At 70.9% G+C, this 22276-nt stretch carries 20 protein-coding genes; 13 read left to right on the top strand and 7 right to left on the bottom strand.

Annotation, left to right across the window (positions count from 1 at the left end; translation table 11 throughout):
• Positions 1 to 69 precede the first annotated feature (69 nt).
• From AB0F72_RS25090 to AB0F72_RS25100, 3 genes are read right to left on the bottom strand one after another with little or no spacing between them, the layout of a single operon-like run.
• Positions 70 to 1302: a DNA-protecting protein DprA gene (locus AB0F72_RS25090; RefSeq protein WP_360435645.1), complete on the bottom strand. Its 1233-nt coding sequence runs from the start codon at positions 1300 to 1302 to the stop codon at positions 70 to 72.
• Entirely contained in the window at positions 1286 to 2860 is a 1575-nt protein-coding gene (locus AB0F72_RS25095) for a YifB family Mg chelatase-like AAA ATPase (protein WP_360435647.1), read from the bottom strand. The genes AB0F72_RS25090 and AB0F72_RS25095 overlap by 17 nt, the downstream gene beginning before the upstream one ends.
• A complete protein-coding gene (locus AB0F72_RS25100; RefSeq protein WP_360435649.1) occupies positions 2860 to 3219 on the bottom strand; it encodes a YraN family protein in 360 nt (119 codons plus the stop codon). Before AB0F72_RS25100 ends, AB0F72_RS25095 begins: the two co-directional genes overlap by 1 nt.
• A 144-nt stretch (positions 3220 to 3363) precedes the next feature.
• Between AB0F72_RS25100 and AB0F72_RS25105 the strand changes: the two genes are divergently transcribed.
• The 8 genes from AB0F72_RS25105 to AB0F72_RS25140 all read left to right on the top strand — a co-directional run bounded on the left by AB0F72_RS25105 (position 3364) and on the right by AB0F72_RS25140 (position 11588).
• Positions 3364 to 4041, top strand: coding sequence for a hypothetical protein (locus AB0F72_RS25105; RefSeq protein WP_360435651.1), 678 nt, complete (start codon positions 3364 to 3366; stop codon positions 4039 to 4041).
• Between the two features lie 279 nt (positions 4042 to 4320).
• Positions 4321 to 5265, top strand: coding sequence for a 30S ribosomal protein S2 (rpsB, locus tag AB0F72_RS25110; protein WP_360435653.1), 945 nt, complete (start codon positions 4321 to 4323; stop codon positions 5263 to 5265).
• 89 nt (positions 5266 to 5354) lie between these two features.
• Positions 5355 to 6182, top strand: a complete 828-nt coding sequence (gene tsf / locus AB0F72_RS25115) for a translation elongation factor Ts (RefSeq protein ID WP_360435655.1) — start codon at positions 5355 to 5357, stop codon at positions 6180 to 6182.
• A gap of 189 nt (positions 6183 to 6371) precedes the next feature.
• Positions 6372 to 7124, top strand: coding sequence for a UMP kinase (gene pyrH / locus AB0F72_RS25120; protein WP_360435856.1), 753 nt, complete (start codon positions 6372 to 6374; stop codon positions 7122 to 7124).
• A 61-nt stretch (positions 7125 to 7185) separates the two neighbouring features.
• Positions 7186 to 7743 (top strand): ribosome recycling factor, encoded by a 558-nt coding sequence (gene frr / locus AB0F72_RS25125; protein WP_360435657.1) that lies wholly within the window; start codon positions 7186 to 7188, stop codon positions 7741 to 7743.
• 208 nt (positions 7744 to 7951) lie between these two features.
• Positions 7952 to 9064 (top strand): phosphatidate cytidylyltransferase, encoded by a 1113-nt coding sequence (locus AB0F72_RS25130; RefSeq protein WP_360435659.1) that lies wholly within the window; start codon positions 7952 to 7954, stop codon positions 9062 to 9064.
• A gap of 63 nt (positions 9065 to 9127) precedes the next feature.
• Positions 9128 to 10306, top strand: a complete 1179-nt coding sequence (gene rlmN, locus AB0F72_RS25135; RefSeq protein WP_360435661.1) for a 23S rRNA (adenine(2503)-C(2))-methyltransferase RlmN — start codon at positions 9128 to 9130, stop codon at positions 10304 to 10306.
• A 37-nt stretch (positions 10307 to 10343) separates the two neighbouring features.
• Entirely contained in the window at positions 10344 to 11588 is a 1245-nt protein-coding gene (locus AB0F72_RS25140) for a DivIVA domain-containing protein (RefSeq protein ID WP_360435663.1), read from the top strand.
• Positions 11589 to 11641: 53 nt separating this feature from the next.
• On the opposite strand, the gene AB0F72_RS25145 is transcribed toward AB0F72_RS25140, so the two are convergent.
• On the bottom strand, positions 11642 to 11881 hold the full coding sequence (locus AB0F72_RS25145; protein ID WP_360435665.1) for a DUF2631 domain-containing protein: 240 nt from the start codon (positions 11879 to 11881) through the stop codon (positions 11642 to 11644).
• Between the two features lie 131 nt (positions 11882 to 12012).
• Here AB0F72_RS25145 and AB0F72_RS25150 point away from each other — a divergent pair, with 131 nt between their 5' ends.
• Entirely contained in the window at positions 12013 to 13563 is a 1551-nt protein-coding gene (locus tag AB0F72_RS25150) for a Rieske 2Fe-2S domain-containing protein (protein WP_360435667.1), read from the top strand.
• Here AB0F72_RS25150 and AB0F72_RS25155 read toward each other — a convergent pair.
• Complete coding sequence (locus tag AB0F72_RS25155) at positions 13560 to 15128, bottom strand: NAD(P)/FAD-dependent oxidoreductase (protein ID WP_360435669.1); 1569 nt, start codon at positions 15126 to 15128, stop codon at positions 13560 to 13562. The two genes, AB0F72_RS25150 and AB0F72_RS25155, sit on opposite strands and share 4 nt — an antisense overlap.
• A gap of 11 nt (positions 15129 to 15139) precedes the next feature.
• A complete protein-coding gene (locus tag AB0F72_RS25160) occupies positions 15140 to 15955 on the bottom strand; it encodes a YhjD/YihY/BrkB family envelope integrity protein (protein ID WP_360435671.1) in 816 nt (271 codons plus the stop codon).
• A 74-nt stretch (positions 15956 to 16029) separates the two neighbouring features.
• Here AB0F72_RS25160 and dxr point away from each other — a divergent pair, with 74 nt between their 5' ends.
• The 4 genes from dxr to AB0F72_RS25180 all read left to right on the top strand — a co-directional run bounded on the left by dxr (position 16030) and on the right by AB0F72_RS25180 (position 21358).
• Positions 16030 to 17238 (top strand): 1-deoxy-D-xylulose-5-phosphate reductoisomerase, encoded by a 1209-nt coding sequence (gene dxr, locus AB0F72_RS25165; protein WP_360435673.1) that lies wholly within the window; start codon positions 16030 to 16032, stop codon positions 17236 to 17238.
• Positions 17238 to 18497, top strand: coding sequence for a site-2 protease family protein (locus AB0F72_RS25170; protein ID WP_360435675.1), 1260 nt, complete (start codon positions 17238 to 17240; stop codon positions 18495 to 18497). The genes dxr and AB0F72_RS25170 overlap by 1 nt, the downstream gene beginning before the upstream one ends.
• 7 nt (positions 18498 to 18504) lie before the next feature.
• Complete coding sequence (gene ispG, locus AB0F72_RS25175; RefSeq protein WP_014447100.1) at positions 18505 to 19677, top strand: flavodoxin-dependent (E)-4-hydroxy-3-methylbut-2-enyl-diphosphate synthase; 1173 nt, start codon at positions 18505 to 18507, stop codon at positions 19675 to 19677.
• A gap of 100 nt (positions 19678 to 19777) precedes the next feature.
• Positions 19778 to 21358 (top strand): LPXTG cell wall anchor domain-containing protein, encoded by a 1581-nt coding sequence (locus AB0F72_RS25180; protein ID WP_360435677.1) that lies wholly within the window; start codon positions 19778 to 19780, stop codon positions 21356 to 21358.
• A 57-nt stretch (positions 21359 to 21415) separates the two neighbouring features.
• Here AB0F72_RS25180 and AB0F72_RS25185 read toward each other — a convergent pair whose 3' ends face one another.
• A complete protein-coding gene (locus AB0F72_RS25185; RefSeq protein WP_360435679.1) occupies positions 21416 to 22255 on the bottom strand; it encodes a GNAT family N-acetyltransferase in 840 nt (279 codons plus the stop codon).
• Between the last annotated feature and the right edge of the window lie 21 nt (positions 22256 to 22276).

The raw sequence follows: 22276 nt of genomic DNA on the forward strand, positions 1-22276 counted from the left end.
GGGCGGGCCGGCCGAAGCCGTGCGGTGACGCGGCGAGAACCGCTTTCGAAGAATCACTCCTGCGGGGCTTTACCTGGCGTCAAGGGCTAGCACGATGCCATCCTCCTTCCGGACCACGAGGCCGGCGAGCTCGAGAAGCGAGAGCCGCCGCAGCACCGTCCGCAGGTCCAGTCCGGCGGCCGCCGCGAGCTCCTCCGGAGTGGACGCCCCGCGCCGGGGCACCGCCTCCAGGACGAGTGCCGACTCCTCGTCCAGCGCGTCCCGCCGGTGATCCGGGCCGCGCGGCCGCTCGCTCAGGTACTCGCCGATCCGCCCGACCTCCTCGAGCACGTCCTCGGCGGACGTGACCAGCCGGGCGTACGGGTTGCCGCGCAGGATCGCGTGACAGCCCACCGACATCGCCGAGGTCACCGGTCCCGGCACCACCAGCGCCGGCCGGCTCAGGGCCAGCACCCGGCTCATCGTCTGAGTGGCGCCGCTGCGGGCGGCCGCCTCCACCACGACGGTCCCGGCGGTCGCCGCCGCGATCACCCGGTTGCGGATCAGGAACCGGTGCCGCAGCGGCTCCGCGCCGAGCGGCCACTCGCTCACGATCAGCCCACGTTCCACGATCCGTTCGAACAACGCCGCGTTGCCCGCCGGATAGGGCCGTTCCACCCCACAGGCGAGAACCGTGACGGTACGGCCCCCGGCCGCCAGCGCACCCCGATGCGCCGCCGCGTCGATGCCGAACGCGCCACCCGACACCACGGTCCAGCCCCGGTCCGCGAGCGCATACGCCATCTCGCCCGCGACATGGGTGCCGTACCCGGTGGCCGCCCGCGCCCCGACGACCGCCACCGACCGCCCGAACGCCTCGTCCAGCGGCATCCCGCCGCGCACCCAGAAGCACAGCGGCGGCCGGGTGTCCTGATTGACCCGCCCGCCGGTGCGCAGTTCCAGCCGCGCCAGGTCCGCCACCCGCCCCGGCCACTCCGGATCCGACGGCACCACGAGCCGCGCGCCGAGCTTCTCCCCGCGCCGGAGCGCCGACTCGGCGAACCGCCGGGCGTCCCCGGCCGCGGCCCGCGCGGCGGCGGCGGCCCGCAACCGCCCGTCCGGCAGATCCCCGCGAAGCAGCCGATCCAGCGTGCCCACCGCGCCGCCCCGCTGAACCAGCCCCCAGACGGCCCGGTTCCCCGGCTCCACCAGCCAGGTGAGCGCCACCCGGGCGATCCGGTCCGCATCCCGGCTCGCCGAGGAACCCGGGAGGCCGCCGCCCGCCGGGTCCCCGCCGGCTTCGGGGTCAGGGCTCGTCGTCATCGTGGTCTCCGTTCTGTGTGGGCGGGCGGCCCTCCGTCTTCCGGGTCTCGCCCATGCGCATCTGGAACGCCTCCGCCACGTCGCTCTCGGTGGGCCGGTCGCGGGCGTCCAGGTCGGCGATCGTCCACGCGATCCGCAGCACCCGGTCGAAGCCGCGCGCCGACACCGTGCCCCGGTCGAGAGCGCGGCGCAGAATGCGGGTGTCCGGTGACGGGAGGCGCCACGGTGGCCGGCGCAGGTGTGAGCCGGGCACTTCGCCGTTGCACCGCCAGCCGTCCGGGGCCCAGCGTTCGACTGCGGCGATGCGGGCCCGGGCCACCCGGGAGCCCACCGCGGCCGACGACTCGGCCGGCTCGTGCGTGGCCTCCAGGTGGACCGAACGCAGCGGCAGCATCGCGATGCGGATGTCGATCCGGTCCATCAGCGGACCGGAGAGCCTGCTCTGGTAGCGCCGCCGGACCGGAGGCGGGCACTGGCAGTGCTCGTCGCCGGCGGGAGACGCGCACGGACACGGATTCGCCGCGACGACGAGCTGGACGCGCGCCGGGTACTCGACGATGCCGCGTGCCCGGGACAGCACGACCCGGCCGCTCTCCAGCGGCTGTCGCAGCGCCTGCAGGACATGGCGTGGCATCTCGGACACCTCGTCCAGGAAGAGCACGCCGCGGTGCGCCAGCGACATCGCGCCCGGGCGGATCAGGGCGGATCCGCCTCCCACCAGGGACGCCATGCTGGCGCTGTGGTGAGGCGCCTGGAACGGCGGGCGGCGGACCAGGCCGGAGCCGGGAGGCAGCACACCGGCGATCGACTGCAGGGCGGTGACTTCGAGGGCCGCGTCGTCGTCCAATTCCGGCAGGATCGACGGCAGGCGTTCGGCGAGCATCGTCTTCCCCGCGCCGGGCGGGCCGATCAACGCCAGGTGGTGGCCGCCGGCCGCGGCGATCTCCAGTGCGTACCGCGCGGTCAGCTGGCCGGAGACCTCGGCCAGGTCGGGCTGCCGGTCATCCGCCTTCGCCGGGGGTGGTGGTGGGTCGAGCAGGGGAGCGTTTCCCTGTACGAAGTCGACGAGCCGGTGCAGGGAGTCGATGGCGCGGACCGTCACGCCGGGGACCACCGACGCCTCGTGGGCGTTGTCCAGCGGCACGATCACCCGGGTCACGCCGGCCCGGGCGGCGGCGGCCACCATCGGCAGGACGCCGCGCACCGGGCGGACCGTGCCGTCCAGGCCGAGCTCGCCGAGGAGCGCGACACCGGCCAGCCGGGCCGGTGGGAGCTCGCCGGCGCCGGCCAGCAGCGCCGCGGCGATCGCCAGGTCGAAGCCGCTGCCGTGTTTGGGCAGGCCGGCCGGGAGCAGGTTCACCGTGATCCGCCGGTTGGGCCACTCCCGGCCGGAGTTGAGCACGGCGGCCCGCACCCGGTCGCGTGCCTCGTGCAGCGCGGTGTCCGGCAGGCCGGTGAGCACCAGGGCGGGCAGCCCGTTGGAGAGGTCCGCCTCCACCTCGACCAGGTGGCCCGTCACGCCGACCAGGCCGGCGCAGAGCACGCGCGCGTAGCTCATCAGAACGCCGACCGGATGTGCACGACCCGGGCGGCGCCGCGGAGCTGCGGGAGGACCTCCACCACGTCGAAGCGGACCTGCTTGGGGCGTACCCCGGTCTCGGCCAGCCATCGCGCGGCCAGGAGCCGCAGCTTGCGCACCTTCCGTCCGCTGATCGCGGCGGCCGGCGGACCGAAGGTCGCCGTGCGCCGCGTCTTCACCTCGCAGAAGACCACGTCGTCGCCGTCCCGCAGGATCAGGTCCACCTCGCCGTCCGGGCAGCGCCAGTTGCGGTCCAGCAGCACGAGGCCGCTGTCCTGCAGGTGCCGGGCCGCGAGTCGTTCGCCGTAGGCGCCGACCGCTCGTCGCTGAGTCGTCATGCGGCGGACCGTGGCACGGCGGCGGCCGGGCTGTTCCGGGCCCTGTGGACGGGGCGCCGGTGTGGATTTCGGCCGGTACCCGTTCCGGTCTGTTATGTGGCGGGGGATGGCCCGCGTCCGGTTGGTCACCTACCGTGCGATGACGTGGAACATCGTTACGCCGACGAATCCGAGCCCAGCTGGTACACCGGTCGCCGGTACGCCGCCGACCCGGAGACGTCCGGGTCCCATTCGCTCGCCGACAGCCCCTACGACTCCGGGGTCCGCAACCGATCCGTGCCCGAGCAGCGGGACCGGGAGGCGCTGAGCATCCCGATCCGCGGCCCGGAGTACCCGCCGGTGCGGCCGGCCTCGGCGACGCCCGCCGCCGAGCCGCCGCCGATGCAGGGGCCGGCGCCGGCCCCGATCTCAACCCCCGCCCCGATCTCAGCCCCCGCCCCGGTCTCCACCGCAGGCCCGGCCTCTACCCCGGCCCCGGCGATCGCCGAGCCGACCGCCCTGGTCCCGCCGGTGGCCGCCCGATCGGCTGACGGGGTGTACCGCACCCGCCGCCCGATCTCGTCGGTCGTGCTGACCGCGGTGGCCGCGGTGCTGCTCCTGCCGGCCCTCCGGCTACTACTCACCGTGACCTTCGCCTCGGACCCGGACGCCCGGGGGATCGTGCCGGCGGTCCTGCTCACGCTGGGGCTGCCGCTCACCGCCATCGGGCTGTTCGCCGCGGGAGGCGGGGCGCCGAGCCGGGACGCGTGGCTGCGCGCCCCACTGGCGTACCTCCCCGGGGGTTTGATCTTGCTCCTGGCCGCCGGTCTGGCGGTCGCCTGACCGGTCGCCGGCGTGATCGGCCCGCCGCGCGGTCCCCTGATCGAGGGCGAACCAGGTCGTCCCGCCGGTTGGCGTATGCTTGTCGACGGCGACCGCCTCGTGCGGTCGACCTCGCGCGCCCTCCGGCCGTGTCGTTCGCTGGATCATCCAGTGATGGCGGCCGCCGGCGACGGCCCTCCCTGGTCCCGATCATCCCGGGTCCGACTGTGGCCGCCGACCGGGCGCCAGGACGCTTGCCGCCGGTGAGCGTGACAACCAGGGAGACCAGGGAGTAACACCATGGCCGTCGTGACCATGCGTCAGCTGCTGGAAAGCGGTGTCCACTTCGGGCACCAGACCCGGCGCTGGAACCCGAAGATGAAGCGCTTCATCTTCACCGAGCGCAACGGTATCTACATCATCGACCTGCGCCAGACCCTCGACTACATCGAGAAGGCCTACGCGTACGTTCGGGACACCGTCGCCGAGGGTGGCCACATCCTCTTCGTCGGCACCAAGAAGCAGGCGCAGGAGGCCATCGCCGAGCAGGCGACCCGGGTCGGCCAGCCGTACGTGAACCACCGCTGGCTCGGCGGCATGCTGACCAACTTCCAGACGGTGTACAAGCGCCTGCAGCGCATGAAGGAGCTCGAGGCTCTCGGTGACCTGACCGGCACGGCCGCCGGTTACACCAAGAAGGAGACCCTCCAGCTGTACCGCGAGAAGACCAAGCTCACCAAGACCCTCGGTGGTCTGCGTGACATGACCAAGACGCCGTCGGCGATCTGGGTCGTGGACACCAAGAAGGAGCACATCGCGGTCGACGAGGCTCGCAAGCTGGGCATCCCGGTCATCGCGGTGCTGGACACCAACTGTGACCCGGACGAGGTCGACTTCCCGATCCCGGGCAACGACGACGCGATCCGCTCCGCCGAGCTGCTGACCAAGGTCATCGCCGCCGCGGTTGCCGACGGTCTGATCGCCCGCTCCGGCCGGGGCCGCAACAACAACGCCGACGAGAAGCCCGAGGCCGGCACCGTCGCCGCCGGCGAGCCGCTGCCCGAGTGGGAGCGTGACCTCTACGAGGGCGCTGAGAAGAAGGCTGCGGACGCCCCCGCCGAGCAGGCCGCTGAGAAGCCGGCCGAGCAGGCTGCTGAGAAGCCGGCCGAGCAGGCTGCGGACGTCCCCGCCGAGCAGGCCGCTGAGAAGCCGGCCGAGCCCGTCGCGGCCGTCCCCGCCGAGTAATTCGGCTCAGTCCCAGGTGCGTTTCGGCCGCCGTCGCCGCGAGAGCAGCGGCGGCGGCCGAGTTCCGAACTGACATCGAGAGAAGAGTCATGGCTAACTTCACCGCCGCGGACGTCAAGAAGCTCCGCGACCTCACCGGTGCCGGCATGATGGACTGCAAGAAGGCGCTCGACGAGGCGGACGGCGACTTCGACAAGGCCGTCGAGTTCCTGCGCATCAAGGGCGCCAAGGACGTCGGCAAGCGCGCCGGCCGCACCGCCGCCAACGGCATCGTCGCCCACTCCGGCAAGGCTCTGCTCGAGCTGAACTGCGAGACCGACTTCGTCGCCAAGACCCCGGACTTCGTCGCCCTCGGCGACCGCCTGGTCAAGCTCGGCGAGGAGAACAAGGTCGCGGACGCCGCGGGCCTGCTCGCCGCCGAGCTGGACGGCAAGACCGTTGCCGACACCATCCAGGAGTACTCCGCCAAGATCGGCGAGAAGATCGTCCTGAACCGCTTCACGATCGTCGACGGCACCGTCGCGGTCTACCTGCACCGCAAGGCGCAGGACCTCCCGCCGCAGGTCGGCGTCCTGGTGGAGTACACCGGCAAGTCGGACGAGGCCGCTGACGCGGACGCCCGCGGCATCGGCATGCAGATCGCCGCGATGCGCCCGAAGTACCTCACCCGCGAGGAGGTGCCGGCCGAGGTCGTCGAGACCGAGCGCCGCGTCGCCGAGCAGACCGCTCGCGAGGAGGGCAAGCCCGAGCAGGCCCTGCCGAAGATCGTCGAGGGCCGGGTGAACTCCTTCTTCAAGGACTTCGTCCTGCTCGAGCAGGCCTCGGTCACCGACAACAAGAAGACCGTCAAGCAGGTCCTCAGCGAGGTCGGCATCGAGGTCACCCGGTTCGTCCGGTACGAGGTCGGCCAGGAGTAAGGCTCCGCGAAGACGAGGATTGTTCAGGGCGGTGGAGATCAGGGTGCTGATCTGCGGCGTGGTGCCACTCACGGCAGGCCCTGAACAACCCTCGATGGCATCGGGAGGTCGGGTACGCGATTCAGCGACCGGCCTCCCAGTCGCATAAGGTCTCTTGCAGAAACTGAAGGGAAGGCGGGTCTCATGACGATGCTGACCGAGCAGTCCGCCACGGTCGACGAGAACCCGCCGGCCATGCGGCCGCGGCGGGTCGTGCTCAAGCTCTCCGGCGAGGTGTTCGGCGGCGGCGCGGTCGGCGTCGACCCCGACGTCGTGCAGGCGCTGGCGCGGCAGATCGCGACGGTGAACCGGCGCGGTATCCAGGTGGCCGTGGTGGTCGGCGGCGGCAACTTCTTCCGCGGCGCCGAGCTGCAGAAGCGCGGCATGGACCGGAACCGGGCGGACTACATGGGCATGCTGGGCACGGTGATGAACTGCCTGGCGCTCCAGGACTTCCTGGAGAAGGAGGGCATCGAGACGCGGGTGCAGACCGCGATCACGATGGCCCAGGTCGCCGAGCCGTACATCCCGCTGCGCGCGATCCGGCACCTGGAGAAGGGCCGGGTCGTGATCTTCGGCGCCGGCGCCGGCATGCCGTACTTCTCCACCGACACGGTGACCGCCCAGCGCGCGCTGGAGATCCACGCCGACATGGTGCTGATGAGCAAGAACGGCGTCGACGGTGTCTACACCGCCGACCCGCGGGTCGACCCGACCGCTCAGAAGCTGGAGAACATCACGTTCCAGGAGCTCCTGCAGCGTGGCCTGCGGGTCGCCGACCAGGCGGCCTTCAGCCTCTGCGAGGAGAACAAGCTGCCGATGCTGGTCTTCGGCGCCGAGGGTGACGACACCATCGTGCGCGCGTGCGCGGGCGAGCGGATCGGCACCCTCATCACCGCGTGAGCGTGTGCGCACGTCCCCACATCCCGCACCACCGAAGACAGCGAGGAGGCGAGAAGAGCCGGTGATCGAGGAAACCCTCTTCGAGGCCGAGGAGAAGATGGACAGCGCGGTCGAGCACGCCAAGGAGGAGTTCGCCGCCATCCGTACCGGCCGGGCCACCCCGGCGATGTTCTCGAAGATCCTGGTGGACTACTACGGCGCGCCCACGCCGGTCACCCAGATGGCGTCGGTCGGCGTGCCGGAGCCCCGCATGGTGATCGTCAAGCCGTACGACGCGTCGCAGCTGGGCCCGATCGAGCGGGCCATCCGTGACTCCGACCTCGGTGTCAACCCCAACAACGAGGGCACTCAGCTGCGCATCCATCTTCCGCAGATGACGGAGGAGCGGCGCCGCGAGATGATCAAGGTGGCGCGCGGCAAGGCCGAGGACAGCCGGGTCGCGATCCGCAACATCCGGCGCAAGGCCAAGGACCAGCTGGACAAGATGGTCAAGGACGGCGACACCGGCGAGGACGAGGGGCGGCGCGCCGAGAAGGAACTCGACGACCTGACCCACAAGTACGTCGCGGTCGTCGACGAACTGCTCAAGCACAAGGAAGCCGAGCTTCTCGAGGTCTGACTTCCGCCCGTACGTCTGCCCGGTCTTGTGTCTTTGTGCGCCAGGCCGGGCTTTCGTGTGTACGGAACAAACCACCGCTCGGCCCCACTGTTAACCCTTTTGCTGTGCAGTAGGCTCGGGTCCGACTCCTGTCCGGGGGGAGAACAACAGGCGACGGCACGTAGGGGATGGCTTTGAATCTGCGCAAGACGGGGTCGCTCGAGCTCTGATGTCGTACCTCGATCCGCGTGCCGGCCGAGCGCCCGGCGACGACACCAACGTGCCGGCGCCGTACTCGCGCCACTCCCAGCCGGCGCCCCCGCCGTGGCCCCCGCAGGAGCACACGCCGCCCGCGTGGCCGCCGGCCACCAGCCAGGGATGGCAGTCGGAACAGAAGCCGGAACAGCAGCTCGAGGAGCAGCCCGAGGAGCAGCTGGACGCCTCGATCGAGGAGCTGCCCATCACCGAGCAGCCGGTCGCTCCCCGGGGCGCCAAGGGCCGCCGCCGCGCGGGCCGGGGGCAGAAGGGCGGCAAGAGCCGCGCCGGCCGGAACCTGCCGGCGGCCATCGGGGTCGGCGTCACCCTCGGCCTGCTCGTTCTCGCCTCCCTGCTGATCGAGCGGCGGGCGTTGCTCGCCGTGCTGGTCGCCGCGGCCGGGGTCGGCGTCTGGGAGATGAGCAAGGCGCTGACCGGCGCGGGCGCCAAGGTCCCGCTGGTCCCGCTGGTCGCGGGCTCCGCGCTGATGACCGGCCTCGCGTGGTACGAGGGACCCGACGCCCTGCTCGTCGGCCTGATCGTGACGATCGGGGCGGCTTCGCTGTGGAGCCTCGCCGACGGTGTCCGGGCGGTCCGGCGCGACTTCACCGCGACCGTGCTGACCGCGGTCTACGTGCCGTTCCTGCTGAGCTTCGCGGCGATGCTGGTGCAGCCGGACGACGGCGCCTTCCGGGTGATCTGCACCCTGGTGGCGGTCGTGCTCTCGGACACCGGCGGGTACGCGGCGGGCGTCTTCCTCGGCCAGCACCCGATGGCCCCGAAGATCAGCCCGAAGAAGTCGTGGGAGGGTTTCGCCGGCTCGGTGACGGCGGCGGCGATCGGCAGCGGCGCCCTGCTCTTCTTCCTGCTGGACGTGCCGGTCTACTGGGGTCTGCTGTTCGGCGCGGCGATCTCGGTGGTGGCGGTGCTCGGTGACCTCGCCGAGTCGATGCTCAAGCGCGACCTCGGTATCAAGGACATGAGCAACCTGCTTCCGGGGCACGGCGGACTGATGGACCGGTTGGACTCCATCCTGTTCGCCGTTCCGACGGCGTACCTCCTCTTTTCGATCATCTTGCCGAGCTGACCCGGTGAAGGCCGAGCCAGCTATGGGGGAGCGATTCGACGGGCGTGGGAGACTGGATACGCCATGACGATTCTTCCGGTCATCCCGATCAGTCCAGACCAGCCCGACGCGGTGAGCACCCGTCGCCGCCCCACCATGCCGCCGAAGCACCTCGCCGACATGGACCTCGCCGCCCGCAAGAGCGCGGTCGCGAGCCTGGGCGAGCCGGCCTTCCGCGCCAAGCAGCTCTCCACCCACTACTTCGGCCGCCTGGTGCGTGACTCCGCGGCGATGACCGACCTGCCGGCGGCGTCCCGTGACCGGCTCACCGCCGAGCTCTTCCCGCAACTGCTCACCCCGATCCGGGAGCAGGCCTGCGACGACGGCGCGACCCGCAAGACGCTGTGGCGGCTGCACGACGGCGCTCTGGTGGAGAGCGTTCTGATGGGTTACCCCGACCGGGTCACGGCTTGCGTCTCGAGCCAGGCCGGCTGCGGCATGGCGTGCCCGTTCTGCGCGACCGGCCAGCAGGGCCTCACCCGCAACCTGTCGATCGCCGAGATCGTGGACCAGGTGGTCTATCTGGCCGGCGTCGCGGCGTCCGGTGCGGTCACCGGTTCGCCGCCGCGGTTGTCCCGCGTCGTGTTCATGGGCATGGGCGAGCCGCTGGCGAACTATCCGCGGGTCATCGAGGCGGTCCGGCGCCTGACGTCGCCGGCGCCGGAGGGCCTGGGCCTGTCACAACGGCACATCACGGTGTCCACGGTGGGTTTGGTGCCCGCGATGCGCCGGTTGATAGCCGAACAGCTCTCGGTGACTCTTGCGTTGTCACTGCACGCCCCCGATGATGATCTGCGCGATGAGCTTGTGCCCGTCAACCAGCGTTGGAAGGTCGCCGAGGTGCTCGACGCCGCGTTTGACTACGCGGCACAGACCGGCCGCCGGGTGTCCATCGAATACGCCCTGATCAGGGACGTAAACGATCAGCCGTGGCGTGCCGACCTGCTCGGCAAACTTCTGAGCGGCAAGCTGGCCCATGTGAATCTCATCCCGCTCAACCCGACCCCGGGGAGCAAGTGGGATGCCAGCCCCAAACCGGTCGAGCGTGAGTTCGTCCGCCGGCTGCGCGAGGCCGGTGTGTCGACCACCGTGCGCGACACCCGGGGCCAGGAGATCGACGGCGCATGCGGCCAACTGGCTGCGGGCGAGCTGACGCAAGCGAGCGCAGGGGGCGCCGCAGCCGACGCGGAGGTGGCACAGTGACTGGGCGCAGGTCCCAGCAAACGGAGTGGGAGACGTTGTGACGAGTCAGGGGCAGCGTTTCCGGCGGCGTGCGCTACGGCGTGGTTACAAGGTCGACGAGGTCGACGCTTTCCTGGACCGGGTCGAGGCGACCCTGGCGGGCGAGCAGGTCGGCCCGCCGGTCGGTGCACAAGAGGTGCACGACGTCGTCTTCCGGGTGCGCTTCGGCGGTTACGACGAGTGGCAGGTCGACCTGCACCTGGACCGGGTGGAGCGCCAGCTCGCCGAGTTCGAGGAGCGCGGTGGCCGTCCCGCTCCGGACCCGCTGCGTGACTCGATGCGCGGCGGCCTCTCCGCGGTCCCGCAGGCGCCGCCGCAGGGCCCCCCGCCGGGCATGATGGGTGGCGGTGGCCCCCAGGGCATGGGCGGCCAGGGCCAGTTCGGCCCGGGCCCGGGCGGGATGGGTCAGCTGCCGCCCGGCGGTCCGCAGGGCCCGGGGATGCCCGGTGGCCCGGGGATGCCCGGCGGTGGCCCGGGGATGAACCCGGCCGCGGCCCGGATGGCGCCGCCGACCGAGCGCCTGCCCGCTCCGGTGCGTGACGACCGCATGATGCCGCCGCAGATGCCCCCGCAGATGCCGCAGCGCCAGCAGCAGATGCCCCAGCCCGACCCCTACGGGCGGTACGACGAGCCCACCGGTTACGGCCAGCAGCCTCCGCAGCGCCAGGGCCCGCCGCCCGGTTACGACCAGGGCGGTTACGACCAGCCCACCCGTTACGACCAGGGCGGATACGACCAGGGTGGTTACGACCAGGGCGGCTTCGAACAGGGCGGGTACGACGGCTTCGAGCCGGGCCGGCACGGCAAGGCCGACATGACGGCCGAGATCCGGATGCCCGAGCGCGACCCGCGCGGCGGCTACGGCGCGCCGCAGATGCCGAACGCGATGCCCGGCTCCCCGATGCCCGCGGGCGCGCCGATGAGTGGACCGCCGCAGCAGCAGTTCGGCCCGCCGCAGCAGCAGTTCGGTCCGCCGGTGGGCGAGCCGGGCGGCGAGCTGCACCGGGTGGACCAGCTGCGCCGGACGTTCCAGCCGCGCCGGTTCGGCAGTGGCTACGACCCGATGCAGGTGGACCGGTTGTTCGAGGGCATCCTGCAGGCGATGACCGGCCGCGGCCCGATGCCGGTGAACGAGAACGACCTGGACATGCTGCAGTTCGGCCTGGTGCCGAACGGCTACTTCGAGGCCGAGGTCGACGCCGCGCTGCGTGAGGTGAAGGACATCCTGCTGCGCCGGCGGTGAGCCGAGCACGAATAAGGGGGCCCGCCGGGCCCCCTTTTCTCGTGTGCGGGACCTTACTGGTCGTTGGGCCGCAGGCCGATCTTGCGCAGCACCGCGTCGCCGGCGATGACGACGATGAGGCCGACCGCGAGCAGCACGAGCCACACCTTCTCGGTGTTGCCCTGCTGGTTGCCCCAGAAGAAGAGCAGCAGGATGACCGCCGAGATGATCGCGCCCTTCTGGGCCCGCTTGCGGTTGCCCGGCTTGAGCTGGTCCGGTGCGTAGACCTCTTCGTGGTGTTCCTCGGCAGCCACGGTGGCTCCTCCAAGTCGTGCGATGTCGAGACGATCTCAGTGTGTCACGGGGTCGCCGGGCGGGGCCGGGCAACCCGGCTGTACTTTCGATGGCGGCAAAAGAGCGACACCGCCGAGCGAAGGAGCGACAAGTGCGGATCACCGGCACCGGACACGCGAGCATGCGGATCGACACGGCCGCAGGCAGCATTCTGTGCGATCCGTGGGTGAACCCGGCGTACTTCGCCTCGTGGTTTCCGTTCCCGGACAACTCTCTGCTCGACTGGGAGACCCTGGGGAACGTCGACTACCTGTACGTCTCGCACCTGCACCGGGACCACTTCGACGCGGAGCATCTGAAGCGCTTCATCAACAAGAAGGCGACGGTTCTCCTGCCGGAGTACCCGACCAGCCAGCTCGAGGACGAGCTGCGCGACCTGGGTTTCACCAGCTTCCTGCGGACCAAGTCCGACGAGGTGCACGAGCTGGACGGCGGCCTCAAGATCATGATCCAGGCCCTGATCAGCCCGACCGACGGCCCGATCGGTGACTCCTCGCTCTGGGTGGAGCACGACGGGATCCGGGTGCTGAACCAGAACGACGCCCGCCCGGCCGACCTGTCCCGCTTCAACGAGCTGGGTCACGTGCACGCGCACATGCTGCAGTTCTCCGGCGCGATCTGGTACCCGATGGTCTACGAGCTGCCGGAGAACGCGAAGACCGCGTTCGGCAAGCAGAAGCGGGAGCGGCAGTTCGACCGCACCTGGCGGTACATCGACGACCTGAAGGCCGACTTCGTCTTCCCGATCGCCGGCCCGCCGTGCTTCCTCGACGACGAGCTGTGGCAGTTCAACGACATCCACGGCGACGAGGGCAACATCTTCCCGGACCAGTCGGTGTTCCTGACCGAGTACGCGAAGGTCGGCGGCACCAACGCCGTGGTCCAGCTGCCGGGCAGCGTGACCGAGCTGACCGAGGGCGGCACGAAGCAGTCGACGACGCACCCGATGCCGGTGGACGAATTCTTCGCCAACAAGCGGCAGCACCTCGAGGAGATGCGGGAGCGCAAGCGCCCGATCATCGAGGCGGAGAAGGCGTCCTGGCGGCACCCGGAGATCGACGTGCTGGGCGAGCTCAAGAAGCGGATCGAGCCGCTGCTCGAGGAGTCGATCTACCTGGCCAAGGGCGTCGGCGGCCCGGTCCGGTTCGACCTGGTCTCCTACGACGGCGACGAGATCGAGTCGATCGTCGTGGACTTCCCGGGCAAGCAGGTCCGGCCGTACGCCGACGAGAAGGTGCGCTACCGCTTCCGCACCCAGCGCGAGCTGATCGAGCACCTCATCTTCATCGACGAGGGCGACTGGGTGAACTCGCTCTTCCTCTCCTGCCGCTTCTCGGCCGCCCGGATCGGGCAGTACAACGAGTTCGTCTACGCGTTCTTCAAGTGCCTCTCCGAGGAGCGCCTGCAGTACGCCGAGGGCTGGTACGACGAGCACGAGAAGGCGGTCGACGCCGAGGACATCCAGTTCGGCGACTGGACCGTGCAGCGCCGCTGCCCGCACCTCAAGGCCGACCTGTCCCGGTTCGGCATCGTCGAGGGCAACGTGCTGACCTGCCAGCTGCACGGCTGGAAGTTCGACCTGCCCAGCGGCCGGTGCCTGACCGGCGTCGGCCACAAGATCCGGGCGTCGAAGAACTCCTAGACCGCGAGATCGCGCAGGATGCGGCGGGCCGCGTTGTGGCCCGCCGCGCCGATCACGCTGCCGGCCGGGTGCGCCCCCGCCGATCCCGCGTAAAGGCCGTCGAGACCCGTGAAGTACGGCATCCGCTGGTCGAACGCGACGGTGTTGTCGACGTGGTGGATGTGCCCGCCGGTGATCCCGAAGTGCTCCTCGATCCCCGGCGGGGTGAGCGGCATGGCGTCCACGACCAGATCCGACGTCCCCGGCGCATAGCGGTCGCAAATCGCCAGCAATTTCTCGACATATCCGTTGATTTCGGCGTCCCACGACGATCCGGCCGGCTCGAACGGCACCGACTGCACGAACAGCGCCGACGAGTGATGCCCCGCCGGGTCCTGCAACGACGGGTCGACGGTGGTGTGCACGTACCACTCGATGGTCGGCTCCGACGGCAGCCGCCCGGCCTGCACGTCCGCCCACATCGCGCGCAGCGAGGCCATCGGCGAGCCGGAGTGCGGCAGCAGGTGGATGGTCGCCCCGAACGGCGACGGGCTCCCCGCCGGCAGGCAGGAGAAGTCCGGCAGATCCCGCAGCGCCAGATTGACCTTGAGCGTCGTGCCGGTCCGCCGCACCGCTGTCATCCGCTCGGTGAGCGCCGCGGGCAGCGCCCCTTCGGGGACGAGATTCATCAATTGGTACGGGTCACAGCTCCCGAGCACGACACGGGCGGCGACCTGACGCCCGTCGGCGAGCACCACACCGCTGGCGGCCCCGCCGTCGACGGTCACCGCGCTGACCCGGGCGCCGGTGTGGATCCGGGCTCCGGCGGCTCGTGCGGCGTCCGCGAAGGTCCGCGAGACGGCGCCCATCCCGCCCTGCGCGATCATCCAGGTGCCGTCCGAGCCGGGCAGCCGGCACATGTTGTGCACCAGGAAGTTGTGGCCGGTGCCGGGGTCGTCCGGGCCGGCGTTCAGCCCGGAGAGTCCGTCGGTGACCGCGTACATGCTGACCAGCAGCTCACTGGAGAAGCCGAACCGGTCGAGGTAGGACGCCACGGATCCCCGTACCAGATCGAGGAAGGTGCTCTGGAGCTGCGGCCGGATGTGGCGGTCGGCGATCTCCTCGACGGACGCCGGCTCCTCCAGCCAGGCCGGCGCGAGATCGGCGCGCAGCGCGCCGATCTCGACGGCGAGGGCCTCGTCGGCCGCAGCGTCCCGGGCCGAGAAGAACGTCTCCAGCTGGGCGCGGGTGTCGCCCGGGTCGCGGCCGAAGAGCAGGTACGGCGAGCCGGCCGGCCCGGGCGTCGGCAGGAAGTAGTGCGGGTCCCGGCGCAGCACCGGGATGGTCAGGTCGAGGGTGCGCAGCAGCTCCGGCGGCATCAGGCCGAGCAGGTAGGACCCGGTGGACTGGCCGAGGCCGGGGACCTTGGCGAAGGGGTGCTCGGTGCGGGTGGCGCCGCCGAGCACGCCGGCGGCCTCGAGCACGATGACGTCGAGCCCGGCGCGGGCGAGCAGGATCGCCGAGACCAGGCCGTTGTGCCCGGAGCCGATGATCACCACATCGGCGCGGTCGGGAAGGGGGGTCATGGCGAGCGACACTACCGCGCGAACAGGCCCGGCACCCTCGGCGATTCGTCCGTTAAATACGTCTTGACGGTGTGTGTCACGGCAAACCCGGTCAGTAACACGACATGGAAGAGATAGAGCCAGAGGCCGACCGCGACCATCGCCCCGATCCCGGTGAAACCGCCGAACGGGACGCCGAGATCCAGCGGCAGTGAGCAGAACAGCACGGCGCCGTGCAGGAACCCGGAGAGGTTCGCCGCGGTGAACGAGCCGATCACGATCGTGGAGAGCCACGGCGGCCGGCCCGGCGCCACGTAGCGGAACACCCAGATCACCACCGGGGTGAGCACGATCCAGGTGGCGAGGAACGAGAGCACCACGCCGAGCACCGACCACCAGCCGCCCCGCAGCCACAGACCGCTTGTCGTCGGCAGCGCCAGGAAGAGCGCGAGCAGCAGCGCGGGCGCGGCGGCCAGCAGCGGCAGCCAGAGCAGCCGGCCACGCCAGCCGACCAGTGCCTCACCGGGGCGGCGCAGCGAGACGAAGGCCCGGCGCAGCCCTTCGCCGTAGAGGGTGGCCGGCAGCAGGCTGGCGAGCGCGAGCATCGGCGTCAGGTTCAGCCCGGCGTCGATCAGGGCCGCGAGCGCCTGCGGCGCTCCGATCTCGTCCGGCAGGGCGGTGATGGTCCGGCCGGTCAGATCCCGTACGCGTTGCGGGCCCACCACCAGACTGGTGAGCCAGACCGCCAGCAGCGCGATCGGCACCACCGCGATCCCGGCGTAGAACGTGATGGCGGCCGCGTGCAGCGACACGTCCCGGCCCCGCAGTGGAGCGAATAGTTTTCGCACAGGTCCTCCGGTACCCCGCCGGGGCCGCCGGATCACGCGGCCCAGCGCCGAGACGGGTGCGGGCGTCCGGAAAGATGGACGCCATGCGCGACCTCGTTCTGCTCGGGTCCACGGGATCCATCGGCACCCAGGCCATCGATATCGTCCGCCGCAACCCGGAGAGGTTCCGCGTGGTGGCCCTCGGCGCCGGTGGCGGCAACGTCGAGCTGCTCGCCGCCCAGGCGCTGGAGCTCAGTGTCGAGGTGGTCGGTGTGGCGCGGGCCTCGGTCGTACAGGATCTGCAGTTGGCTTTCTATGCCGAGGCGCAGAAGCGCGGCTGGTCCTCCGGGGACTTCAAACTCCCCAAGATCGTGGCGGGACCGGACGCGATGACCGAGCTGGCGCGGGTCGACTGCGACGTCGTGCTGAACGGGGTCGTCGGCAGCCTCGGCCTCGCACCCACGCTGGCCGCGCTGGAAGCCGGCCGGATCCTCGCCCTGGCGAACAAGGAGTCGCTGGTCGCCGGTGGGCCGCTGGTGCGCCGGATCGCCCGGCCGGGGCAGATCGTCCCGGTCGACTCCGAGCACTCGGCGCTCGCGCAGTGCCTGCGGGGCGGCGCCGCGTCCGAGGTGCGGCGGCTGATCCTGACCGCGAGCGGGGGAGCGTTCCGCGGGCGGCGGCGCGAGGAACTGGGGAACGTCACGCCCGAGGAGGCGCTCAAGCACCCGACCTGGGACATGGGCCCGGTCGTCACGATCAACTCGGCCACCATGGTGAACAAGGCCCTGGAGGTGATCGAGGCGCACGAGCTGTTCGGGGTGCCCTACGACGACATCGAGGTGATGGTCCACCCGCAGTCCGTGCTGCACTCCCTGGTCGAGTTCACCGACGGCTCCACCCTCGCGCAGGCCAGCCCGCCGGACATGCGGCTGCCGATCGCGCTGGCGCTGGCCTGGCCGGACCGGGTGCCGCAGGCGGCCGCGGCGGTGGACTGGACGCAGGCGCACAACTGGGAGCTGCGGCCGCTCGACGACGAGGCGTTCCCCGCGGTGCGCCTGGCCAAGGAGGCGGGCCGGGCCGGGCGCTGCCTGCCGGCCGTCTACAACGCCGCGAACGAGGAGTGTGTGGCCGCTTTCGTCTCCGGTCGGCTACCGTTTCTGGGCATCGTCGACACCCTGGAACGGGTGCTCGCGGAGGCCCCGGATTTCGCTGAACCGGGTACCGTCGATGACGTGCTTGCCGCGGAGGCATGGGCGCGCGCCCAGGCACAGCGGACGATCGCGACTGTGGCTGAAGGAGCCTGATGCTTTTCTGGCTGGGTGCGGCGGCGTTCGCGCTGACCATCCTGATCTCGGTGAGCCTGCACGAGCTGGGCCACATGCTCACCGGCAAGCGCTTCGGCATGAAGGTGACTCAGTACTTCGTCGGCTTCGGCCCGACGATCTTCTCGTTCAAGCGCGGCGAGACGGAATACGGTCTGAAGGCCATTCCGCTCGGCGGCTTCTGCAAGATCGTCGGCATGACCCCGCAGGACGAGGACGTCCTGCCGGAGGACCAGCCGCGGGCCATGTGGCGGTTCCCGGTCTGGAAGCGGACCGTGGTGATGTCGGCCGGCTCGATCACCCACTTCATGCTGGCGATCGTCGGGGCGTACTTCATGGCGATCTCCGTCGGCCTGCCGAACGTGAGCATCCCGCAGACCGCCGAGGCGCAGGCCAAGGCCCCCGCGACGATCTACGTGGGCGACTGCATCCGCACCTCGGTCACCGACACGAGCGCCGAGTGCGTGCCCGGCTCGAACGGCGCGGTGCCGGCCCCGGCCAAGGCGGCCGGCCTGCGGACCGGTGACCTGATCACCAAGGTCGGCGACACGCCGGTCGCCAACTACGGCGAGCTGACCACCGCGATCCGCGCCTCCACGGCCGGTCCGACCCCCTTCACCTACGTGCGTGACGGGCAGACCGCCACCGCCACGGTCGACCTGGTCAGCGCCGAGCGCACCCCGATCGGTGACGACGACGGCCCGGTCACCCAGGTCGCGGTGGCCGGCGTGAGCTGGACCACGGACCAGCCGGCCGTTCTCACCTACAGTGCGATCGGGGCGATCCCCGCCGCCGGCGACTTCAGCTGGTACCTGGTGGAGAACTCGTTCCGGGCGATGGCGCGGATCCCGGAGAAGATCCCGGCGCTGTGGAACTCGATCACCGGCGACGAGCGCGATCCGGACACCCCGATCAGCGTGATCGGCGCGAGCCGGATCGGCGGCGAGGCGATCGAGAAGGGCGTACCGGAGGTGTTCTGGCAGGTCTTCATCTCGCTGAACATCTTCATCGGCCTCTTCAACCTGCTGCCGCTGCTGCCGCTGGACGGCGGGCACATCGCGATCGCCTGGTTCGAGAAAGCCCGCTCCTGGCTCTACCAGCGGCTGCGGCGACCCGATCCGGGGCGTGTCGACTACTACAAGCTCATGCCGCTCACCTACGCGGTCATTCTGATTGGTGGCGCGTTCACGCTGCTGACCGCGACCGCTGACATCATCAACCCGATCGTTCTCTTCAAGTGAGTGAGATGTGACTGCAATCAGTCTGGGAATGCCGGCCGTACCTCCCCCGCCGCTGGCTCCGCGCCGCCACAGCCGCCAGATCAACGTCGGTGGCGTCCTGGTCGGTGGCGGCGCCCCGGTCAGCGTCCAGTCGATGACGACCACGCTCACCTCCGACGTCAACGCCACGCTGCAGCAGATCGCCGAGCTCACCGCGTCCGGCTGCCAGATCGTCCGGGTCGCCGTCCCCTCGCAGGACGACGTGGAGGCGCTGCCCGCGATCGCCAAGAAATCGCAGATCCCGGTGATCGCCGACATCCACTTCCAGCCGAAATACGTCTTCGCCGCGATCGACGCCGGCTGCGCCGCGGTCCGGGTCAACCCGGGCAACATCCGGCAGTTCGACGACAAGGTCAAGGAGATCGCCAAGGCGGCCTCCGGCGCCGGCGTGCCGATCCGGATCGGGGTGAACGCGGGCTCGCTCGACAAGCGCCTGCTGGAGAAATACGGCAAGGCCACCGCCGAGGCCCTCGTCGAGTCGGCGCTCTGGGAGTGCTCGCTCTTCGAGGAGCACGGCTTCCGGGACATCAAGATCTCGGTGAAGCACAACGACCCGGTCGTCATGATCCGGGCGTACCGGCAGCTCGCCGAGCAGTGCGACTACCCGCTGCACCTCGGCGTGACCGAGGCCGGCCCGGCGTTCCAGGGCACGATCAAGAGCGCTGTCGCGTTCGGCGCGCTGCTCGCCGAGGGCATCGGCGACACCATCCGGGTCTCGCTCTCCGCCCCGCCGGTCGAGGAGATCAAGGTCGGTCAGCAGATCCTGGAGTCGCTCGGTCTCCGCGAGCGCGGCCTGGAGATCGTTTCCTGCCCGTCCTGCGGCCGGGCCCAGGTCGACGTCTACACCCTGGCCGAGCAGGTCACCGCCGCGCTGGAGGGCTTCCCGGTCCCGCTGCGCGTCGCCGTGATGGGCTGCGTGGTGAACGGTCCGGGCGAGGCGCGCGAGGCCGACCTGGGTGTGGCCTCCGGCAACGGCAAGGGCCAGATCTTCGTGAAGGGCAAGGTCATCAAGACCGTGCCCGAGTCGATCATCGTGGAGACGCTGGTCGAGGAGGCGCTGCGGCTCGCCGACGAGATGGGCGCCGAGCTCCCCGACGAGCTGCGCGACCTGCTTCCCGGCCCCACGGTGACGGTGCATTAAGAATCGATCACGAAATCAGTGATCATCCATGAGCGGGTGTCCGGGAAAGACAAGGAGTCCTTACGATGCGGCTCCTTGTCTTTCCCGGGAGGAACCCTCGATGCAGCACCGAACGGCCCGGCGCCTGATCGCCGGTCCAGCCGCAGCCATCGCCGCGGCCCTGACACTCGCCGCCCCGGCACACGCCGCCGCTGACTCGAAGATCAGCTTCGAAATGTCCGGGACCACTGTCGGAGTGGGCGCCCAGGCCCCGATCGACACGGTGCTCAGGTCCGACAAGGCCGTCACGCTCACCAGCGCGTCCGTGACCTTTGAGCTCTCCGGCGACCTCACCGGCGTCAGCCTGGTCTCGGAGGATGGCCGCTGCAGCAGTTTCTCCCCGGCCCAGCTGGTCTGTGAGCGACCGTACGAGCTCGACATCGACCCGGGCGGTCACGCCGGTGTCTTCGACGCCTCGCTGAAGGCCTCCGGCAGTGCCGTGGCCGGCGCCACCGGCACACTCAAGGCCACGTTCTCCGCCGACGGCGTGGCGCCGGTCGACGCCACCGCCGACGTGAAGGTCGCCGACGACGTGGACCTGGCGGCCGGTGAGTCCTACGAGCTCGGCGTCAAGCCGGGCGCCGCGTTCGAGGTTCCTCTCGAGATCACCAACACCTCCGGCGAGGTCGCGCACGGCGCGGGCCTGCGGGCGCACGCCGATTACGCGTACGAGGTCACCGAGCGGTTCTCCAACTGCGTCTACCGGGAGGACGACCGGCTCGCCGGCTGCCTCTTCGCGGAAGACCTGGAGCCGGGCACCACGTACCGGGTGGTCCTGCCGTTCCGGCTGCGTGCGGACACCGCGGCGCCGAGCGGAAACGGCGGCGAGTTCGAGTGGCTGACCGCTGACGACTACACCGACCGAACTGCCATGAAGGACAGGTCCGACGGCCCGGCGCTGCGGCTCGAGCCGGTGGCCACCGCCAAGCGCGCGCCGCAGACCGACGGCGACCCGGAGGACAACTGGCAGACGGTCACCGTGAACGCGACGGGCAAGCAGGGCAGCGACATCGCGGCGGTCGGCACGAAGGTGTCCGGTGCGGCCGGCGACGTGGTCAAGGCGACGGTCGGCCTCCGCAACGACGGCCCAGCCACGATCGACAGCAGCCGCTCCGGCGAGGCCGCCAGTGTCGCGCTCGTCACGATCCCGGTGGGCACCACGGCCGCCGAGGTCCCGAAGTCCTGCTACGTCGCCGAGTACGACAAGACCGACCCGGACGCCGTGCAGTACTACTGCGAGGCCGGCTACCTGTTCCGCGCCGGTGAGACCGTGAAGTGGACGTTCGGGCTGCGCATCGACAAGGTCCGCGCGGACGCGACGGGCGCCGTCGAGTCGAACCCGGCCTGCCAGTGCTCCCGGTTCAGCGAGGATCTGAACCGCTCCAACGACAAGGCGAAGCTGGTCGTGAACCCGTCCGCGGCCGAGAATTCCGACGGCGACGGCGACGGCGACGGCGACGGCGACGGCGACGGCGACGGCACCGGCACCGGCACCGGCGATGGCGAGGGCGGCGGCGAGCCGGGCCTGCCGATCACCGGTCCGCAGGGCACCGCGATCGCCGTGACCGGCGCGCTGCTGCTGGCGGCCGGCGTGGCCGGCTTCGTGGTGGCCCGCAAGCGGCGCACCCGCTTCGAGGCCTGACGCAGCACTGATCGGGCGGGCGGGCGACCCTGCCCGCCCGATCAGGACAGCATCCGATCAGAACAGGACTGTCGCGAACGATCCCGCCGAGACGAACCCGCAGCGCGCATAGACCTGCCGCGCCGCCATGTTGTAGTCGTTGACGTACAGGCTGACGGTCGGCGCGACCCGCCGCAGCGAGTCCGACACCACGGCGGCCATCGCGGCGGTGGCGAGCCCGCGCCCCCGGTGGTCCGGGTGCACCCAGACGCCCTGTACCTGCGTGGTCCGCCGGGTGATGATCGCCAGTTCGGCCTTGAAGATCACTTGATCGCCGTCGAACCGCGCGTACGCCCGCTTGCCCTTCACCAGCTCGGCGATCCGCCGCCGGTACCCGCGCCCGCCGTCGTCCTGCAGCGGCGAGACGCCGACCTCCTCGGTGTACATCGCGACGGCGGCGGGGAAGAGCTGGTCCACCTCGTTCGGCCGGACCAGGCGCACCGCCGGGTCGGGAAGCACCTCGGGATCCCGGGCGGTGACCAGCAGCGGCTGGTTGGGCCGCACGTCACGAGCCGGTCCCCAGTGGCCGCTGAGCCGGTCCCAGAGGTCCAGCACGGCCTCCGAGCGACCGATGATCGACGAGCAGATCCGCGTCTCGGCGCCGAGCAGATCGGCGAACGCGGCGACCGCCGGCGGTGTGGCGCCGACCGGCACCAGGTGCGCGCCGGACCAGATCAGGGACTCGATGCGGCGGGCGGGCTCGTACCCGTAGATGCGCCCGTCGGAACGCCACCAGTTGAGCCCGTGCGAGGCCACGCGCTCGGCGATCTGGGCGCCCGCGTAAGGGTCGGCGTCCAGGATCCGCTGGATCGCCGCGCGCTCGGGCTCACCGAGCTGCCGAATGGGCACCGTCAACACAGGTACCAGATTGCCAGATGC

The sequence above is a fragment of the Actinoplanes sp. NPDC023936 genome (genome assembly GCF_040639325.1).
GTDB lineage: Bacteria > Actinomycetota > Actinomycetes > Mycobacteriales > Micromonosporaceae > Actinoplanes.

What these genes read in the sequence shown, in the direction of transcription:
- AB0F72_RS25090 (WP_360435645.1), bottom strand. Translation starts at nt 1,302, where the DNA reads ATGACGACGAGCCCTGACCCCGAAGCCGGCGGGGACCCGGCGGGCGGC.
- AB0F72_RS25095 (WP_360435647.1), bottom strand. Translation starts at nt 2,860, where the DNA reads ATGAGCTACGCGCGCGTGCTCTGCGCCGGCCTGGTCGGCGTGACGGGC.
- AB0F72_RS25100 (WP_360435649.1), bottom strand. Translation starts at nt 3,219, where the DNA reads ATGACGACTCAGCGACGAGCGGTCGGCGCCTACGGCGAACGACTCGCG.
- rpsB (WP_360435653.1), top strand. Translation starts at nt 4,321, where the DNA reads ATGGCCGTCGTGACCATGCGTCAGCTGCTGGAAAGCGGTGTCCACTTC.
- tsf (WP_360435655.1), top strand. Translation starts at nt 5,355, where the DNA reads ATGGCTAACTTCACCGCCGCGGACGTCAAGAAGCTCCGCGACCTCACC.
- pyrH (WP_360435856.1), top strand. Translation starts at nt 6,372, where the DNA reads ATGCTGACCGAGCAGTCCGCCACGGTCGACGAGAACCCGCCGGCCATG.
- AB0F72_RS25130 (WP_360435659.1), top strand. Translation starts at nt 7,952, where the DNA reads ATGTCGTACCTCGATCCGCGTGCCGGCCGAGCGCCCGGCGACGACACC.
- rlmN (WP_360435661.1), top strand. Translation starts at nt 9,128, where the DNA reads ATGACGATTCTTCCGGTCATCCCGATCAGTCCAGACCAGCCCGACGCG.
- AB0F72_RS25155 (WP_360435669.1), bottom strand. Translation starts at nt 15,128, where the DNA reads ATGACCCCCCTTCCCGACCGCGCCGATGTGGTGATCATCGGCTCCGGG.
- dxr (WP_360435673.1), top strand. Translation starts at nt 16,030, where the DNA reads ATGGACGCCATGCGCGACCTCGTTCTGCTCGGGTCCACGGGATCCATC.
- AB0F72_RS25170 (WP_360435675.1), top strand. Translation starts at nt 17,238, where the DNA reads ATGCTTTTCTGGCTGGGTGCGGCGGCGTTCGCGCTGACCATCCTGATC.
- AB0F72_RS25180 (WP_360435677.1), top strand. Translation starts at nt 19,778, where the DNA reads ATGCAGCACCGAACGGCCCGGCGCCTGATCGCCGGTCCAGCCGCAGCC.